This window comes from Azospira sp. MPR-E4, from assembly GCF_058809645.1.
The window spans coordinates 1-18,222 of sequence record NZ_JBXAST010000063.1 but is presented as its reverse complement, the minus strand read 5'-3'; the positions used below and the strand labels follow the sequence as shown (position 1 = coordinate 18,222).

Here is an 18,222-nt window from a genome sequence, read left to right as displayed (position 1 = left end):
CCGGCAGCCCCGCCCCCAGCCCCCGGGTGGAGGCCGTCTCCGACCAGTTCGAACTGGTGGGCCGGCTGCGTCCCGAAGGGCTGGTGCTGTGGCTGGACCGCAGCGCCGACAACACCCCGGTGCTCAACGCCCGGCTGGAAGTGGAAAGCGGCGGCCAGAGCGCCGTCGCCGCCTTCCGCCCCGAGCACGGCGACTACCTGCTTAGCGACGCCGCCCTGCTGCCCGCCCTGCAACAGGCCGGCGAGCACAGCCTGACCTTCACCCTGAGCCTGCCCGCCACCGAGGGACAGGCGGAAGAAAGCGACCTGCTGCTGGGGGACCTGGACGTGCATGAGGATCACGCCCTGGCCTCCAGCCCAATATCCACGGCCCTGCTGGCCGGCCTTGCCCTGGCAGCCGCACTGCTGCTGGGCCTTGGCCTGGCATGGCGCCGCCGTCAGCAACGACAAGGAGGTGCCGTATGAGCGCCCGTAGAATCCCGTCCCGCCTGCTGCTGCGGGCATCCCTCGCCGCCTGCCTGGGCGCCGCTCTGGCCCTGCCGGCCATGCCCCTGCAGGCCCACGAAGGCCACGGCGACGAAGCCGCCGCCCCGGTCTCCGGCGATGCACCCCGGCGCCAGGCCGACGGCAGCGTCTTCCTGCCCAAGGCCAGCCAGCGCCAGATCGAGATCCGCACCCTGCCGGTCACTCCCGGCCCCCTGCCCCGCACCCTGGAGCTGAACGCCACGGTGATCATGGACCCCCACAAGGGCGGCCGCGTCCAGTCCATGCTGGCCGGGCGCCTGGAGCCGGGTCCGGCGGGCCTGCCCAGCGTTGGCCAGAAGGTGCAGAAAGGCCAGGTGCTGGCCTACGTGGTGCCCAGCGCCGGCCAGATCGAGCGTTCCAACCAGAGCGCCCTGCTGGCCGAGCTGCAGGCCGCCCGCAGCCTGGCGGAAAAGCGCCTGGCCCGGCTGCAGGAACTGGCCGACACGGTGCCGCGCAAGGACATCGAGGCGGCCGAGAGCGAGGTGAAGAGCCTCAAGGGCCGCATCGCGGCGGTGGGCGGCGGCCTCTCCAACCGGGACACCCTGGTGGCGCCGGTGACCGGCGTCATCGCCGCCGCCAACGGCATGGCGGGCCAGATCGTGGAGGCCCGGGACATCATCTTCGAGGTGGTGGACCCGGACAGCCTGCACATCGAGGCCATGGCCTACACGCCCTTGGCTGCCGAAGCCATCGAGGCGGCCAGTGTCGCCGTCAGCGAAGGCGGCGCCGGTGCCGGGCCGGCCGCGCCCCGAGTCATTCCCCTGGAATTCCTCGGCGCCGGACGGCGCCTCAAGGAGCAGGCCCTGCCGGTGATCTTCGACAACCACAGCGCCGGCGTCGGCCAGTGGCTGGCCCTGGGCCAGCCGGTGAAGGTCCAGGTGCGCCTCAAGGGCACCCTGGAGGCGGCGGCCGTGCCGGCCACGGCCCTGGTGAAGAATCCGAGCAACGAGACCATCCTCTGGGTCAAGCGCAGCCCCGAGCTGTTCGAGCCCCGGGCCATCCGCTACCAGCCCCTGGACGGGGCCCGGGTGGCGGTGACCCAGGGCCTGGCCCCGGGCGACCGGGTGGTGGTGCAGGGCGCCCCCCTGCTCAACCAGGTGCGCTAGGAGAACCGGCATGTTCAAGTGGCTCCTGGAAAACAGCCTGGCCAACCGCCTCCTGGTGCTGGCCGCGGCCTTCGCCCTGATGGTCTTCGGCGGCCTGCAATTGTCGCGCACGCCGGTGGACGTCTTTCCCGACCTCAACCGCCCCACCGTCACCCTCATGAGCGAGGCCGGTGGCATGGCCCCGGAGGAGGTGGAACAGCTGGTCACCTTCCCCCTGGAAACAGCCATGAACGGCCTGCCCGGGGTGGCGGGCATCCGCTCCGTCTCTTCCGCCGGCCTGTCCATCCTCTACCTCAGCTTCGACTGGGAGACGGACATCTACCGGGCCCGGCAGATGGTGGCCGAGCGCCTCACCACCCTGGAGGGAGCCCTGCCGCCGGCGGTGACGCCGCGCATGGCGCCGGTCTCCTCCATCATGGGCGAGATCCTGCTCATCGCCATCCCCATCGACCCGGCCAAGACCACGCCCATGGCAGTGCGGGAATACGCCGACTGGGTGCTGCGGCCCCGGCTGCTGTCCATCCCCGGGGTGGCCCAGGTGATTCCCATCGGCGGCGAGGTACGCCAGTTCCAGGTGCAGCCGGACACCCGTCTCATGGGCAGTCTGGACATTTCCCTGGAGCAGCTGAAGGTGGCCCTGCAGGGCTACGCCGCCAACACCTCCGGCGGCTTCCTAGAACTCAACGGCCGGGAATATCTGATCCGCCACCTGGGCCGTACCTCCCGTCTGGAGGACCTGCAGAACCTGGCCGTCACCGCCAAAAACGGCCAGCCCATCCTGCTGCGGCAGATCGCCAACGTCACCTTCGCCCCGGCCATCAAGCGCGGCGACGCGGGCTACGACGGCGGTCCGGCAGTGATCCTGTCGGTACAGAAGCAGCCGGCGGCGGACACCGTGGCCCTGACGCGCACCGTGGAAGCGGCCCTGGCCGACATGGAGAAGGCCCTGCCGCCGGGCCTGGCGGCGCCCCGGGTGACCTTCCGCCAGGCCAACTTCATCGAGGCCTCCATCAACAACCTGGAGGTGAAGCTGCTGGCCGCCTCGGTCTTCGTCGCCGCGGTGCTGTTCCTCTTCCTCGGCAACTTCCGCACCACCTTCATCTCCCTCACCGCCATCCCCGTCTCGGTGCTGACCACGGCCCTGGTCTTCAAGTACTTCGGCCTCTCCATCAACACCATGACCCTGGGCGGCATCGCCATCGCCATCGGCGAACTGGTGGACGACGCGGTGGTGGACGTGGAGAACATCCTGCGCCGCCTCAAGCTGGCCCGGGCCCGCCACGAAGCCCTGAGCCCGGCCCGCCTGCTGACCCTGGTGCGGGATGCCAGCGTCGAGGTGCGCTCGGCGGTGGTCATCGCCACGGTCATCATCGCCCTGGTGTTCGTGCCCCTGTTCGCCCTGCCGGGCATCGAGGGCCGGCTGTTCGCCCCCCTGGGCACCGCCTACATTGTCTCCATCCTCGCCTCCCTGGCGGTGGCGGTGACCCTGACCCCGGTGCTGGCCTGGTACCTACTGCCGAAGATGAAGCACCTGCACGACGGCGACACCCGCCTGGTGCGCTGGCTCAAGGAACGCTACCGGACCCTGCTGCAGCGGGTCCTGGCCAGGCCCCGGCCGGTGCTGGCGGGCACGGCGGCGGCGGTGCTGCTGGCCCTGGCGGCCATTCCCTTCTTTCCCACCACCTTCCTGCCGCCTTTCAACGAGGGCGCCCTGATCCTCTCCCTGCGCCTCAACCCCGGCGCCACCCTGGCCGAGTCGGTGCGCATGGCCAGCCAGGCGGAAAAACTGGTGCGCCAGGTGCCCGAGGTGGAACACGTGGGCCGCCGCTCCGGCCGGGCCGAGCTGGACGAGCACGCCGAAGGGGTCCATGTGACCGAGCTGGACATCCGCCTGACGCCCTCCAAACGCAGCAAGGAGGAAGTCTTCGCCGACCTGCGCCAACGCCTCTCGGTGCTGCCGGCCTCCCTCAACCTGGGCCAGCCCATCTCCCACCGCATCGACCACATGCTCTCCGGGGTGCGGGCCCAGATCGCCATCAAGATCTTCGGCGACGATCTGGACGTGCTGCGGGCCCAGGCCGGCCCCCTGCAGGAACGGCTCAAGGCCATCCCCGGCCTGGCCGACCTGGAGATCGAAAAGCAGGTGCTCTCGCCCCAGATCCAGGTGCGCATCGATGCGGGGGCGGCGGCCCAGTACGGGCTGTCCACGGCCCAGCTGCTGGCCAGCCTGCAGTCCCTGGTGGACGGGGAGCGCATCACCCAGGTGGTGGAAGGCAACCGCCGCTTCGCCCTGGTGCTGCGCCTGCCCGAAAGCGCCCGGGGCACCACCGGGCTGGAGCAGCTGCTGATCGAGACGCCGGCGGGCCGGGTGCCCCTGGCCAAGGTGGCCCAGATCGAGGAGTCGGACGGCCCCAACCAGATCTCCCGGGACGACGGCCGGCGCCGCCTGGTGATTTCCGCCAACGCCCAGGGCCGGGCCCTCTCCGACGTGGTGGCGGACATCCGCGCCGTGGTGGCGGCCCATCCCCTGCCCCAGGGCTACTTCGTCACCCTGGGCGGCCAGTTCCAGGCCCAGGAGGAGGCGGCCCGGCGCATCGGCCTGCTCTCCCTGGTCTCGGCCCTGATGATCTTCCTGGTGCTCTACAGCCGCTACCGCTCCGGCCTGCTGGCCGGGCTGATCATGGCCAACGTGCCCCTGGCACTGGTGGGCAGCGTCATCGGCCTGTGGCTCTCGGGCCAGCCCCTCTCCATCGCCGCCCTCATCGGCTTCATCACCCTGGCCGGCATCGCCACCCGCAACGGCATCCTCAAGGTCAGCCACTTCCTCAACCTGATGCGCTTCGAGGGCGAAGGCTTCACCAAGGAAATGATCATCCGCGGCTCCCTGGAACGCCTGACACCGGTACTGATGACCGCCCTGGTGGCGGCCTTCGCCCTGGCGCCCCTGCTCTTCGAAGCCGGCGAGCCGGGCACGGAAATCCTGCACCCGGTGGCGGTGGTGATCTTCTCCGGCCTCATCAGCTCCACCCTGCTCGACACCTTCCTCACCCCCCTGCTGTTCTGGCGCCATGCCCGGCCGGCGGCGGAACGGCTGCTGGCGGAAGCCGGCGGCGAAGCCCTGTGAGCCGGCCCATGCTGCGCCCATTTTCCAACCTCCATCCCATACCCATCATTTCCCATTTGCCAAGGAGCACTGCCATGAAAAAACTGCACACCCTCGCTTCCTCCCTGCTGCTGGCCGCCGCCCTGGCCGCCCCCGCCGCCGTGATGGCCCATGCCGAACACGGCCAGCCCCAATACGGCGGCATCTTCGCCGAAGCGGGCGAAGCCCAGCTGGAACTGGTGAACCAGGCCGGCAAGGTGGCCCTCTACGTCACCCAGCACGGCGCCCCGGTGCCGGTGCAGGGCGGCAAGGCCCGCCTGACGGTGCTGGAAGGCGGCGCCAAGCGCGAACTGCAACTGGCCCCGGCAGCAGAAAACCGCCTGGAAACCACCGCCAGCCTCAAGCCTGGCGCCAAGGTGGTGGCCGCGGTGGAACTGCCCGGACGCAAGCCCCTGCAGGCCCGCTTTGAAGTGAAGTAAGGGAGCAAAGCAAAACAAAAGCCCCGCCGGAGCGATCCGGCGGGGCTTTTTCTTGCCAGCAACGCCCACTCTGGCCGACGCCGGGCGAATCGGCCCTGAGCGAGGCCCGATGCGCCCCACCCAGGCCCTTTTCCATACTCAGGCGTAGGGTATCCCCTAATACAGCACCCGCTACCCGAACACCATAATCCCGGGCAAATAAAACAGTTTCATCACTTTGTCTTTGGGAGAACATCACCATGCCGCTGAACATCGCGGTGGTTCGGGAACGAGCGTCCGGCGAACGCCGGGTGGCGCTGGTGCCTGAAACCGCCAGGAAATTCATGGCCCTCGGGGCCGCCATCCGCATGGAGCAGAGTGCGGGCAGCGAAAGTCACTTTCTCGACAGCGACTACCCGGAAGTCCAGGCCGTGCCCGGCATCGCCGAGGCCTACGGCGGCGCCGACCTGGTGCTGCGGGTAACGCCCCCCAGCGCCGAGGAAATCGCCGCCATGCCGGAAGGATCGACCCTCATCGGCCTGCTCAAGCCCTTCGAGGACCCGGCCCGCCTGGCGGCCCTCAACGCACGCCGCATCACCGCCTTCGCCCTGGAGCTGCTGCCCCGCATTTCCCGGGCCCAGAGCATGGATGCCCTCTCCTCCCAGGCCTCCTGTGCCGGTTACCAGTGCGGCCTCATCGCCGCCGCCCGCTGCACCAAGTTCTTCCCCATGCTGACCACCGCCGCCGGCACCATCCGCCCGGCCCGGGTGCTGGTCATCGGTGCCGGCGTCGCCGGCCTCCAGGCCATCGCCACCTGCAAGCGCCTCGGCGCCATGGTGGAAGCCTACGACGTGCGCGCCGCCGCCAAGGAGCAGATCGAATCCCTGGGCGCCAAGTTCGTGGACACCGGCGTCTCCGCCGATGGCGCCGGCGGCTACGCCCGGGAGCTGTCGGCCGAGGAGAAGGCACGCCAGGCCGAGCGCCTGGCCAAGGCCGTAGCCCAGGCCGACGTGGTCATCACCACCGCCGCCATCCCCGGCAAGAAGGCGCCGGTGATCGTCACCACCGACATGATCAAGGGCATGAAGTACGGCGCCGTGATCGTGGACATGGCCGCCGAATCCGGCGGCAACTGCGCCCTGACCCAGCCGGGGGAACACGTGGTGGCCAACGACGTGAACATCCACGGCCCCCTCAACCTGGCTTCCCGCATGCCGACCCACGCCTCGGAGCTGTACGCCAAGAACCTCTACAACTTCCTCTCGCCCTGGATCAAGGAAGGCCGTCTGGCCTTCGACTGGGAGGACGAGGTGGTGGCCGGCACCCTGCTGTGCCGCGACGGAAAGACGACGCACAACGGCGTCAGACAAGCCATGGGAGAGGCGTAATGGACGGCTTTATCGCGATCTACATCTTCATGCTCGCCGCCTTCACCGGCTACGAGATCATTGCCCGGGTGCCGGTGATCCTGCACACCCCCCTCATGTCGGGCTCCAACTTCATCCACGGCGTCGTGGTGGTGGGCGCCATGCTGGCCCTGGGCCGGGCCGAAACGCCCCTGGAGCAGGCCATCGGCTTCTTCGCCGTGGCTCTGGGGGCGGCCAACGCCGCCGGCGGCTACGTCGTCACCGAGCGCATGCTGGCCATGTTCCAGCCCGGCAAGCGGGCCGGCGGCAAGGAGGGTGCGTAAATGAACCTGCCCCTCTACGTCCAGCTGCCCTGGTTCCTCGGCGCCCTGCTCTTCATCGTCGGCCTCAAGGGCATGAGTTCCCCGGCCAGCGCCCGCCAGGGCATCCTGCGGGCCGGCGTCGGCATGGTGGTGGCGGTGGCCGCCACCTTCCTCGTGCCGGACCTGCACAACCTGGGCCTGATGGCCCTGGCCCTGGCCCTCGGCACCGTCGGCGCCTGGCTGTCGGCGAAGAAGGTGAAGATGACCGACATGCCCCAGATGGTGGCCATCTACAACGGCATGGGCGGTGGCGCCGCGGCCGCCATCGCCGCCGTGGAACTGGCCCGGGGCGAGGCCCACGGCCTGGTGACCGTCACCCTGGCGGTGATCGGCGCCCTCATCGGCGCCGTCTCCTTCACCGGCTCCTGCGTCGCCTTCGCCAAGCTCCAGGGCCTGCTGAAAAAGGCCTACCGGCTGCCCGCCCAGAATGTCGTCAACGTGCTGCTGGCCTTGCTGGTGGTGGGCCTGGGCGCTGCCCTGGTGCTGGCCGAAAATGCAGGCCCCGGGCTGATCCTGGCCTTCTTCGCCCTGGCCCTGCTACTGGGCCTGGTGGTGACCCTGCCCATCGGCGGCGCCGACATGCCGGTGGTGATCTCCCTCTTCAACGCCTTCACCGGCCTGGCCGTGGGTTTCGAGGGTTACGTCCTGGGCAGCCCGGCCCTCATCATCGCCGGCATCGTCGTCGGCGCCGCCGGCACCCTGCTCACCCAGCTCATGGCCAAGGCCATGAACCGGCCCATCAGCAACATCCTGTTCACGCCCATCAGCGGCGCCGCCCAGGGTGGCGAGGCCATCGCCGGCAGCATGAAGGAGCTGGGCGCCATCGACGCCGCCGCCATGATGCGCTACGCCCAGAAGGTCATCATCGTGCCCGGCTACGGCATGGCCGTGGCCCACGCCCAGCACAAGGTGTGGGAAATGACCGAGTTGCTGGAAGAAGCCGGAGTGGAAGTGAAATTCGCCATCCACCCGGTAGCAGGCCGCATGCCGGGCCACATGAACGTGCTGCTGGCCGAGGCCGGAGTACCCTACGACAAGATCTTCGACCTGGAGGAAATCAACGCCGAATTCGGCCAGGCCGACGTGGCCCTGATCATCGGCGCCAACGACGTGGTCAATCCCACGGCCCGCACCGACAAATCGAGCCCCATCTACGGCATGCCCATCCTCAACGCCGACCAGGCCCAGAACGTCATCGTCATCAAGCGCGGCAAGGGCACCGGCTACTCCGGGGTGGAAAACGCCCTCTTCTACACCGACAACTGCCGCATGCTCTACGGCGACGCCCAGCCCATGGCCGGGGAGATCATCCAGCATTTGAAGAGCATGTGAGTTGAGGTGGTAGCAGCAAAAGAAAAACGCCGGCCTTGGGGCCGGCGTTTTTGTAGAGGGATGAAAACTGTGGTGGTCCATTATCACTCTTAACGGTAATTGCCCGCTCGAAAAAGCAGATGTTCAATCTTCAAGGTAAGGGGCGCTGCGCTGCTTTATCACGCAGCGACCCCTCAACCGCAGTGTTACGCGACATATTGGCGGAAAGAAATGGAAACTGCGGCCAGCACGCAGCACGGATACTGTTAAAGATGAAGTCATCCCCCATGTTATGCGTGGCAATGCAGAGGTAAAAATTCTTCTCTTCGTGTTTAGCAAAGACGATCCACTCACCCGTCAAATTTCCTGCTGAAGCTCTTTCCTCGAACGCATCCACCGTAACGCGGTGAGAAAGTTCACGAATCATGCCTTCCGTGACAACAGGCGACTTGCTTGGGTCGAGAACTTCGTTCACCAACTCCTCCAACTTGCCACCGGATAAGTGGTTCATCATGTTGTGCGCCATGAACCGAGAACAAAAGAAGTGCTTGTGCCACAGCCCCTTCAGCGGATATCTGGTGAACTGCGATGCGGGTTTCGTTCTCGTTACCCTCGAGGAATCTTCCAACGTTCGAATCTCGTCCACGACTTGAAATGGATTAATTCCGTACAGCCGCTCGTATGTAAGCAGGTTGAGAACGAATAGCGAGCTATATCGGCCGGCGGCGTGATGATCGAGATAAATAGCTTCGGCATAGCCCTTAAGGTCGTCACTCGTTACAACCTCGGTTCGGTCACCAATGTGAACGTTGAAGGAAATTTCGAGGGGCGTGGCCATCGTCAGCTAACGTGAAAGTGAGTGGCCTGGGCGGTCTTTTCGCAGGTCCGCTCGAATGAAGGGCTAGCCCACAGGCAAGATTGCTTCGACAACAATATTTGCATCGCCATGGTGGTGGCCTGTATGAGAGGGAAACAATCGCCCGCGAACATGTGTATCGCAAAGAACCAAGTGCCGGTTTAAGTCGTATTGCTCTTGAGTGAGCGACATCTGGAGTCTCTTCACGCCCGTAATCTTGTATGACCCACCGTGTTCAGAATGGATTGCGACGAGCGTGACTGGATGTGCAAGAACAAGCATCCAGTAGGTCTCATGTTCATCTGTCTCAAAGGACGAATAGTCGGGCCTGCCTGGAAATGTCTCGCGCCAAACAAAGCCTACCAAATCGACGATCTGGTTTTCATACACTTCAATGTCCGTTGTCGGCTCGCGCTCACGCTCGGCGAGGAGCGACACCGCCTTAAACCAGTTATCCCTATGCCCCTTCAGTTCGTCTGTAGTGTATCGAGTCCCCTTCGGATGGCGAGGGTTGTAACTGCCTACATCGGCGTGGCAGTCAAAACAGAGTGGAATGCAGTTGTCAAAGGTGGACGGCCCGCCTTCAGCTTCCGGAACGATATGGTGACATTCCATCTTCATACCACAAAACTTGTGGCAAATAGCGCAGCGACGCCCACACGCGACCAGAACTGCTGTCTTGATCGTCGATGGCCACATATCTATTCGGGCCAACGCTTGACGTGAGGGGCCGCCGTAGCTGCGAAGCCGCCAAGGGAACCTACAAGCGCAGCTTGTGGGGGAGCCTTCTCTACGTAATGGTTAGGCATCCGTGGCATCACGCCCTGATTGAAGTTGATTTGTCTGAGATCCGGCAAGTTGTTTTAGCTTTCCATCAACTACCTTCTCTTGAGCCTCCCAGACTTTTGGTGCGGCATAGCCAGCGATAATTGAAAGCGCGATGACCTTTGCTGCAGTTGCAGATGTGGGTTGTAATGCCCCAATAAAATACAGCCCAAGTACAAAACCCAAGATGCCGCCAAGTGTGAGCCGCAAGTGCAACCAAAGGCCGCGAAGTTCTCTCAACTCCTCTGACGCCAAGCGCATATCCCCCTCTCTGTTTGGCGGACCGTTCAAATCAATGGTCTTAACAATAGCTTGTGCAAGGCTTCCAATAACTCCACCAATGGGGCAGCCAACTAAAAGTGCTATGTCATGCGACGTGACTCCAAGGCTTTCAAAGAAGGGCATCGTTTCTCCAAATGTCTAACGTGCAAGGTGAGGAGGACGGAGCCAACTTGCCGGCGTAGCGTCCCAACGACGAAGCCGCGCCTCGACTAGGAGGTTAGGCGTGTTCATGCAATACCAACTTTAATAACGCTGGGAATATCGCTTTGGCCGTGGGATTCATATTTCTCCAGCCAATGCTGCCCACATATGGGACATGTGTATTCAGTAATCCACTCGCAGAAATTAGTCTTCTCTTCCACCAGTAAGTCCATTAGCTCTGGAATTTCACTGACAGACAAACCTAGAAATGGCTCGTCAACGCTGGAGCAAATGCAGTGTGCTTGAGTTGTACCCATGTAGCGCCTAACGTGGAAGTGAGGGGCAGCCGGAACGCGGAGCGCGACGGGAACCAACAAGCGCAGCTTGTTGGCTGTCCCGCTCGACTGCAGGGTTAGGTTGCGGTTTCAAGTGCGCTCTCCAAAGCAGCAATTGCATGCTCTTTACCAATGGCTGAAAGAGCTTGATTCGGAATTAGCCAAGCATCGACCTCGCGGTTGAGAACTACGCTAACGAACAAATTTCGAATGGCGTAGAAGGCGAATTCTGCCTTGGGATCGAGAGCCAAGTCTTCATCTTGAAGAGCCGCCAAGGGCTCCAGGTAACGGTGGTCAATCTCCGGCGCTGCTGCGCCGGACTTCACCGCCAAGAGAGCTTCGCGGGGAAGGGCTAGATCGAGACTCTGTGTAGTGCCTGCAACTGACTCTTTGTAACGAATCTCTCCGCTGCACAGAGAATCCCAAACCGACAGAGCTTGCTCACAGAGCGCAACTTGCACTCGGCGCTGCTGCTGCGGTGATAACTCAAAGTATCGTTGAGCGGCGAGATGCATAGCGTCCGGTGGACCGCAGGGTTAGAAATCACGTTTCAGTAAGCAGTCTGATGATGTTCTTGTTCTCATCATCACCACCATACTCTTCCATTGCGCGAGCCCAATCGTCTTCGTCTACTTGGCCGAATGGCGGCGATGTTTCTTTTTCATACTGGAGAGCTTCGCGAAGTTTCTTAATCCCAACACCTATAGGCGGAAGTTCCGCCTTAAATGCCGGGGTCTCAATCTTCCCTCCAGAAAGTATCGCAGCCATGGCGATTGCGGGAATAACTCCATAAAAAACTACTCGTAGGGGACTGTTTAGTTCTATTCCTTTAACGGAGAGAAAAACATTCGGAACACCGATCCCAGCTTTTTCAAGGGCAGAAACGTGATCAATCAACCTACCATATTTAGGGGCTCTAAACTTATTAACATCCGCCTGTTTCTCGATTACTTTCTCGAGTGAGACATTGCTTCCAATAGAGAAGCACTCGATATACAAACCCTGAAAGTGCAATAGGAATTCGGCAATATCTTTTGCTCGATATCCGCTGTCTTGAGCAATCGTGATTTCGAATTCACCAAACTTATCTGCTGCCATTACTGTGCTCCGAGTGATGAGTGATTTTTAACAGAATTTAATCGGACACCTGCGCCCGTATAACAATTGATATTGCTGACAACAGATTTCCTGCCTTAAGCCCATAGCTTTCAGTCATTTGCCATATTGGCTGTCAGTATAACAACACCAATATGCCGGACAACCGCACCGGAACAATGTCTGTTATGGGCAAAGAGGGGCAAGGGGCTGCTTCTGGCCGATACCCGCCTTCCATTCAGTCCGAAGCCCCTACTCCCGCCCATAAAAAAACCCCGGACCGCCGCAACGCGATCCGGGGTTTCTTACGATGGCAGACCGCTCAGGCAGCCACTGCCTTGCATTCTTTGAGGCAGGCGGCGCAAGAGTCGGCGCAGGCTTTGCACTCGGCGTGTTTCTTTTCGTGCTTGCGGCATTCTTTTTCGCAGGCGGCGCAGACGTCGGCGGCGACCTTGGCCATGGCCGGGGTGAACTTGGAGCCTTGCAGGGCCAGCTTCATCAGGGCGTTACAGGTGGCCAGCAGTTCGCTGACGGATTGGGCGCAGGCGGCCATTTCCTTGTCGCCCTGGCCCAGCAGCACCAGACAGTGGGCGAGGCAGGCTTCGCCGGTCTTCTGGCAGTCGCTGCTGCTGTCGATCAGGGCGGCGTAGCTTTTGCCGCCCATGGCGCCGTGGTCGTGGTGATGATGCTGGTGGTCCTGGGCGGCGGCGGCCGCGGAGGTGGCCATGGCGGCGGCTACGGCGCCGGCGACGGTCTTCAGTACTTCACGTCGTTGCATTGATCGCTCCTTTGCGTGGGGTCGGTGAGGCGGTTCGGCGGGTTTGCCCCGCTGTTTGAACGGGTGCGGTTGCGCCCAAAAAGTGGTGAGGCGGCCAGCATAACCTGGATGGCCTACAAGCCAATAGCCATGGGCATCTCCGGCATGCCTGCCCGGACAGGTCCGTCCTGCCTCGGGCCTGGGCCATCGCCCTGGCCGGGCCTAGCGGGGGTTCTGGGGCGCGGCGGGCATGGCCATGCCCTTGAAGCGGGCCGGGTCCACGTACTTGCCCAGGTTGCCGACGCCGGCCATCACTTCCGGGTTGGAGAAGAGTTCCCGGGCGGCCACCTGGCCCAGCACCTGGAAGCTCTGCTGCACGGTCTGGGGGCCTTCCAGGGTCAGGGCCTGCTGGGTTTCGCTGCGGCAGGTTTCGGTCATGAGGCGGACGATGAGGTTGGCGGTGTTGCGGTCCAGCCCTTCCCGCTGGGCCGGTTCCACCCGGGCCATGGACTTGACGTCGGGGTGCAGGGCCATGGCGCTGAACATCCATTTGACCAGGGAGGCCCGGTCGGCCGGCGTGGTGGAGCGGACCAGGCACTTGGCCATGTCGTCGCTGTAGATGCCGGCCTGGGCCGGGGCGGTGGAGGCGGCCAGCGCGGCGAGGCCGGCGGCGAAGGCAAGCAGTTTGGCGGGGGCCATGACGTCATCCTGAGTGAATACGGCAGCGTCGATGGTAGCACCCGCCGCCCCGGGGCGTCGCGCAGCGGCTAGACGACGCCTCAGCGCCGGGAACGGGCGATCTGGCGGGAGATGGCGATGAGGGGCAGGATGCCAACGGCGACGATGGCCAGGGCGGCGGTAGAGGCTTCGGCCAGGCGTTCGTCGGCGGCCAGGGTGTAGGTCTGGGTGGCCAGGGTGTCGAAGTTGAAGGGGCGCATCACCAGGGTCGCCGGCAATTCCTTCATCACATCCACGAACACCAGCAGGCCGGCGGTGAGCAGGCTGCCTTTCAGCAATGGCGCATGCACCCGGGCCAGGGTCTGGCCCTGGGAGAGGCCCAGGCTGCGGGCGGCGTCGTCCATGGAGGGGGTGATCTTGCCCAGGCTGGCATCTACCGTCTGCAGGGCCACGGCGAGGAAGCGCACCAGGTAGGCATAGACCAGGGCGGCGATGCCGCCGGTGAGGAGCAACCCCGGATTGGCGCCGAACCAGACCTGCCACTGGGCTGCCAGCCAGTTGTCGAGCCGGGTCACGGGAATGAGCACGCCGACGGCGATGACCGAGCCGGGCACGGCATAGCCCAGGCCCACCAGCCGGTTCAGGCCCCGGGCCAGCAGGCTGGGCCAGCCGGGCTGGCTGCGGCGGGCCAGGCGCACGCTGTAGGCCAGCACCAGGGCCAGCAGCACGGCCACGGCGGCGGTGACGCCGGCCACGGTGAAGCTGTTGCGGGCCAGGATGAGGAAGCGTTGGCCGAACTGGGCATCGCCCTCGGCCAGGGCCATTTTCAGCAGCAGGGCGGCGGGCAGGAGAAAGCCGGCGGTGAGGGGCAGCAGGCAGGCCAGGGTGGCCAGGGCGCCCTTCCAGCCGGTGAGGGTGTGGCCCGCCAGGGGCCGGCTGCGGCCGGTGGTGTTGTGGAAGCGGGCCCGGCCCCGGGAGAGTTTTTCCAGCAGCACCAGCAGGATGACGCAGCCGAGCAGGCTGGCGGCCAGCTGGGCCGCGGCGATGCGGTCGCCCAAAGAGAACCAGGCCCGGTAGATGCCGGTGGTGAAGGTCTGCACGGCGAAGTAGGCGACGGTGCCGTAGTCGGCCAGGGTTTCCATCAGGGCCAGGGAAACGCCGACCACGATGGCCGGCCGGGCCAGGGGCAGGGAGACGCGGAAGAAGCTGGCCCAGGGCCCCACACCGAGCATCCGCGCCGCTTCCAGCATGCCCGAGGCCCGCTCCAGGAAAGCCGCCCGGGCCAGCAGATAGACGTAGGCGTAGAGGGTGAACACGAACATGGCGACGGCGCCGCCCAAGCTGCGCACCTCGGGGAACCAGTAGTCGGCCTTGCTCCAGCCGAAGGTCTCCCGCAGCCAGGTCTGCACCGGGCCGACGAACTGCAGCAGGTCCGTATAGACGTAGGCCAGCACATAGGCCGGCACCGCCAGGGGCAGCACCAGGGCCCACTCGAACACGGCCTGGCCGGGAAAGCGGTGCATGGCCGTCAGCCAGGCCGTGCCTACCCCCACCAGGGCCGTGCCCAGGCCAACCCCCAGGCACAGCCAGAGGGTGTTGCCCACGTATTCGGGCAGCACCGTGGCCGCCAGGTGCTGCCAGGTTTCCCCGGTGCCGCCGGCGAAGAGGTGGGTCAGCACGCTGGCCACGGGCAGGCCCACCAGGGCGGCGATGGCAACGGCGACGGGCAGCAGGGGGGAGCGCATAGGGATCATGGTGGAAGGGTGGCCGGAAGCGGCAAAAGCGGCAGCAAAGGCGCCGCGGCACATTATAATTGCCAATCCTTCTCAACTGACTCCAAAGATGGCCCATCTGGAACTGGCGGACGTGATGCAGCGCTACGGCGCCCACACGGTGGTGGACGGCATCGGTTTCCACATCGAGGCCGGCGTCATCGCCTGCCTGCTGGGCCCCTCGGGCTGCGGCAAGACCACCCTGCTGCGCTGCATCGCCGGTTTCGAGGACATCGCCGCCGGCAGCATCGCCCTCGACGGCGAACTGGTGAGCCGCCCCGGCTTCAAGCTGGCGCCGGAACAGCGGCGCATCGGCATGGTGTTCCAGGACTACGCCCTCTTCCCCCACCTCACGGTGGCCGACAACATCGCCTTCGGCTTGAAGACCAAGGGCAGCGAACGGCAGCAGCGGGTGGCAGCCATGCTCGACCTGGTGGGCCTGGCCGGCCAGGGCGAGAAGTATCCCCACGAGCTTTCCGGCGGCCAGCAGCAGCGCGTGGCCCTGGCCCGGGCCCTGGCCCCGGCGCCCCGCCTGGTGCTGCTGGACGAGCCCTTCTCCAACCTGGACGTGGACCTGCGGGAACGCCTCTCCCTGGAAGTGCGGGAGATCCTGAAGAAGGCCGGCACCACCGCCATCCTGGTCACCCACGACCAGCACGAAGCCTTCGCCATGGCCGACGAGATCGGCGTCATGCACGAGGGCCGCATCCAGCAATGGGATACGCCCTACAACCTCTACCACCAGCCGGCCAACCGCTTCGTCGCCGACTTCGTCGGCCAGGGCGTGTTCGTCCCCGGCACGGTACTGGCCGGCAACCGGGTGCAGATGGAACTGGGCATCCTGGAATCCGGCGTGCCCGTCGAATGCAGCGCCGGCTGCGGCGTCTGCGGCAAGGGCTGCGGCGTGGACATCCTGCTGCGCCCCGACGACGTGGTGCACGACGACAAGAGCCCCCTGCAGGCCGCGGTGGAACACAAGGCCTTCCGCGGCGCCGACATCCTGTACACCCTGCGCCTGGAAAGCGGCGCCCGGGTGCTGTCCCTGGTGCCCTCCCACCACAACCATGCCCTCGGCGAGAAAATCGGCATCCGCCTCGACGTGGACCACGTGGTGGCCTTCAAGCAAAACCCGGCAGGCTGAATCGCCCGCGGCGGGCTGATGCGGCCCCCGGCAAATGGAATGAGCCTCGCCCTCAGCCGCCCTGCCGCGTTGTGGTTTTCCCGATCTAGCCGGTCCGCCTGGGCCGTGGTCAAATAGCCGCACCCGGGGCCCGCCCCTCCACCCACTCCATGCCCGTGGCTGGTCAGCAAACCATGACATTCCTGCCGGACAGTTTCCGCAACCGTCTCGCCCTTCTCTTCGTCGGCCTCGCCCTGCTGGTGGGCCTGCCCACCTACCTCTATCTGAACCACATCTATGCCGCCCAGCTGCTGCGGGACCGGGGTGGGGCCCTGCGGGACCTGGCCTCCGCCGTGGCCGGGGTGCTGGGCGAAAACCTGCGGGAGCGGCAGCGGGAAATCGAGCTGCTGGCCCAGAGCCCCCTCTACCGCCGCGCCCCCTTGGACAGCTCCGACTTTCGATCCAGCCTGGAGCGGGTCCAGGAAACCTATCCCCAGTATTCCTGGATCGGCCTGGCCGATGCCCAGGGCACCGTGCGTGCCGCTACCGGCGGCATGCTGGTAGGCCAGAGTGTGGTCAAGCGGCCCTGGTTCATCAACGGCAGGCAGGGCCCTTTCTTCGGCGACCTCCACGAAGCCCTGCTGCTGGCCAAGCTGCTGCCCCCTGCCGAAGGCCAGGGGCCGGTCCGCTTCATCGATTTCGCCTCGCCCGTGTTCGACGAGGCCGGCCATCTGCGAGGAGTCCTGGCTGCCCACGCCCACTGGCGCTGGGCCGCCGAAGTGGTCCAGGTGATGACACCCCACGACGCGGCCACCAACGGCCTGGACGTCTTCATCGTCAACCAGGATAACGTGGTGATCTACCCCGACGGCCAGGAAAAAACTCTGCTGGCACCGGACAAGGCTGCCTTTAATCCCCAGTCCTACACCACCGATGGCTGGGGCGACGATATTTCCTACCTCACTGCCACGGCCCCGGTTCGGGAATTCATTGCCGGCCAGAGCCTGGGCTGGCGCATCGTCGTACGCCAGCCCATCACCCGCACCCTGGCCGATGTGCGGCACCTGCAGCGGGTGGTGCTGCTGTCCCTGGCAGCTGCCACCATCCTCTTCCTGGCCCTGGTGTGGTGGAGCGCTACCCGCTTTAGCCGTCCCCTGGAACGCCTAGCCGCGCTGGCCCACCGCATCGAGGCGGGGGAGGAAAAGACCCGCCTGGAAGTGGCCGACGCGCCCCAGGAAATCCGTGGCCTGGCCGCGGCCCTTCAGGACATGGCCGACGCCCTGCTCAGCCACCAGGAGGCCCTGGCCCAGAGCAACGCCCAGCTGGAAGAGAAGGTGAGCGAGCGCACCGCCGCCCTGGCCCAGGCCAATGCGGAACTGCACCAGCTGGCCCGGCGGGACGCCCTCACCGGCCTGGCCAACCGGTTCGCCGCCAACGAGCGCCTGCAGGACGAATTCCTGCGCATGAGGCGCCATGGCGGCAGCTACGGCCTGCTGATGCTGGACATCGACTTCTTCAAGCGCATCAACGACACCCTGGGCCATGCCGGCGGCGACGAAGTGCTGCGCCATGTGGCGGCGACGCTGCGCACCCTGGTGCGGGAGAGCGATTTCATCGCCCGGGTGGGCGGCGAGGAATTCATGGTCCTCCTGCCCGAAAGCAGCCTGGCCGACGCCGCCCGGGTGGGGGAGAAAATCCGCGCCGGTATCGCCGCCAGCCAGCCCCCCATCGACCACCAGGTCACGGTCAGCGTCGGCGTCGCCCTGGCCACGCCGGAGCAGGAAGACATGGACGAGGCGGTACGCCAGGCCGACGCCCAGCTCTACCGGGCCAAGGAAGAAGGACGCAACCGGGTCGCCGGCGGGCCGCAAAGCGCCGCCTGAAGCCCTGCCCATCGCGCCAGGGGCCAGGCTGGAGGCGGACCCTGGCGCTAGCACCCTGCTCCGGGCCAGGGGTGGTCCGCAGCGGCGGGCATCAGGCCCAGTGCCCGCCCACGCTTCAGTGACAGGGCATGGACCCGGCGGATGCCCGTCCGGTGCGGCCCGGCGGGCAGGTGGTGAGAGCAGCAGCGCCAATTCCGCCCCCGCCGCCGACCAGCCGATTCGCCCTTTCCCCCGCCAGCCGTTAAAC

At 65.4% G+C, this 18,222-nt stretch carries 16 protein-coding genes and 1 pseudogene; 9 read left to right on the top strand and 8 right to left on the bottom strand.

Going from position 1 to position 18,222, the window contains the following annotated elements; translation table 11 throughout:
- The 7 genes and pseudogenes from AC1RTA_RS14485 to AC1RTA_RS14455 form a co-directional block, all read left to right on the top strand.
- A pseudogene (locus AC1RTA_RS14485) lies at positions 1-464 on the top strand (hypothetical protein); the annotation flags it as partial.
- Positions 461-1,630 (top strand): efflux RND transporter periplasmic adaptor subunit, encoded by a 1,170-nt coding sequence (locus tag AC1RTA_RS14480; RefSeq protein ID WP_130458684.1) that lies wholly within the window; start codon positions 461-463, stop codon positions 1,628-1,630. The pseudogene AC1RTA_RS14485 and the gene AC1RTA_RS14480, both read left to right, overlap by 4 nt.
- 10 nt (positions 1,631-1,640) lie before the next feature.
- Positions 1,641-4,754 (top strand): efflux RND transporter permease subunit, encoded by a 3,114-nt coding sequence (locus AC1RTA_RS14475; RefSeq protein ID WP_492785105.1) that lies wholly within the window; start codon positions 1,641-1,643, stop codon positions 4,752-4,754.
- A 74-nt stretch (positions 4,755-4,828) separates the two neighbouring features.
- Positions 4,829-5,212 carry a hypothetical protein gene (locus tag AC1RTA_RS14470; protein ID WP_416244211.1) on the top strand — a complete coding sequence of 128 codons (384 nt, stop codon included), beginning with the start codon at positions 4,829-4,831 and terminating at the stop codon, positions 5,210-5,212.
- A 239-nt stretch (positions 5,213-5,451) separates the two neighbouring features.
- Entirely contained in the window at positions 5,452-6,579 is a 1,128-nt protein-coding gene (locus AC1RTA_RS14465) for an NAD(P) transhydrogenase subunit alpha (RefSeq protein ID WP_130458687.1), read from the top strand.
- Positions 6,579-6,881 (top strand): NAD(P) transhydrogenase subunit alpha part 2, encoded by a 303-nt coding sequence (locus AC1RTA_RS14460; RefSeq protein ID WP_014237952.1) that lies wholly within the window; start codon positions 6,579-6,581, stop codon positions 6,879-6,881. Before AC1RTA_RS14465 ends, AC1RTA_RS14460 begins: the two co-directional genes overlap by 1 nt.
- Positions 6,882-8,252: an NAD(P)(+) transhydrogenase (Re/Si-specific) subunit beta gene (locus AC1RTA_RS14455; protein ID WP_152089015.1), complete on the top strand. Its 1,371-nt coding sequence runs from the start codon at positions 6,882-6,884 to the stop codon at positions 8,250-8,252.
- Between the two features lie 130 nt (positions 8,253-8,382).
- On the opposite strand, the gene AC1RTA_RS14450 is transcribed toward AC1RTA_RS14455, so the two are convergent.
- The 8 genes from AC1RTA_RS14450 to AC1RTA_RS14415 all read right to left on the bottom strand — a co-directional run bounded on the left by AC1RTA_RS14450 (position 8,383) and on the right by AC1RTA_RS14415 (position 14,954).
- On the bottom strand, positions 8,383-9,069 hold the full coding sequence (locus AC1RTA_RS14450; RefSeq protein ID WP_492785104.1) for a hypothetical protein: 687 nt from the start codon (positions 9,067-9,069) through the stop codon (positions 8,383-8,385).
- A 63-nt stretch (positions 9,070-9,132) separates the two neighbouring features.
- Positions 9,133-9,786 carry an HNH endonuclease gene (locus AC1RTA_RS14445; protein ID WP_492785103.1) on the bottom strand — a complete coding sequence of 218 codons (654 nt, stop codon included), beginning with the start codon at positions 9,784-9,786 and terminating at the stop codon, positions 9,133-9,135.
- A gap of 102 nt (positions 9,787-9,888) precedes the next feature.
- Positions 9,889-10,317, bottom strand: coding sequence for a hypothetical protein (locus AC1RTA_RS14440; protein WP_492785102.1), 429 nt, complete (start codon positions 10,315-10,317; stop codon positions 9,889-9,891).
- 430 nt (positions 10,318-10,747) lie between these two features.
- Positions 10,748-11,131, bottom strand: a complete 384-nt coding sequence (locus AC1RTA_RS14435) for a hypothetical protein (protein WP_492785101.1) — start codon at positions 11,129-11,131, stop codon at positions 10,748-10,750.
- 82 nt (positions 11,132-11,213) lie between these two features.
- Positions 11,214-11,768 (bottom strand): hypothetical protein, encoded by a 555-nt coding sequence (locus AC1RTA_RS14430; RefSeq protein WP_492785100.1) that lies wholly within the window; start codon positions 11,766-11,768, stop codon positions 11,214-11,216.
- A 319-nt stretch (positions 11,769-12,087) separates the two neighbouring features.
- Positions 12,088-12,543, bottom strand: a complete 456-nt coding sequence (locus AC1RTA_RS14425) for a four-helix bundle copper-binding protein (RefSeq protein WP_130458691.1) — start codon at positions 12,541-12,543, stop codon at positions 12,088-12,090.
- Positions 12,544-12,744: 201 nt separating this feature from the next.
- Positions 12,745-13,221, bottom strand: a complete 477-nt coding sequence (locus AC1RTA_RS14420; RefSeq protein ID WP_014237957.1) for a hypothetical protein — start codon at positions 13,219-13,221, stop codon at positions 12,745-12,747.
- Between the two features lie 80 nt (positions 13,222-13,301).
- A complete protein-coding gene (locus tag AC1RTA_RS14415; RefSeq protein ID WP_492785099.1) occupies positions 13,302-14,954 on the bottom strand; it encodes an ABC transporter permease in 1,653 nt (550 codons plus the stop codon).
- Between the two features lie 88 nt (positions 14,955-15,042).
- On the opposite strand from AC1RTA_RS14415, the gene AC1RTA_RS14410 reads away from it, so the two are divergent.
- Positions 15,043-16,113 (top strand): ABC transporter ATP-binding protein, encoded by a 1,071-nt coding sequence (locus AC1RTA_RS14410; protein ID WP_492785098.1) that lies wholly within the window; start codon positions 15,043-15,045, stop codon positions 16,111-16,113.
- A 173-nt stretch (positions 16,114-16,286) separates the two neighbouring features.
- Positions 16,287-17,975: a sensor domain-containing diguanylate cyclase gene (locus AC1RTA_RS14405; protein ID WP_492785097.1), complete on the top strand. Its 1,689-nt coding sequence runs from the start codon at positions 16,287-16,289 to the stop codon at positions 17,973-17,975.
- Positions 17,976-18,222 lie beyond the last annotated feature (247 nt).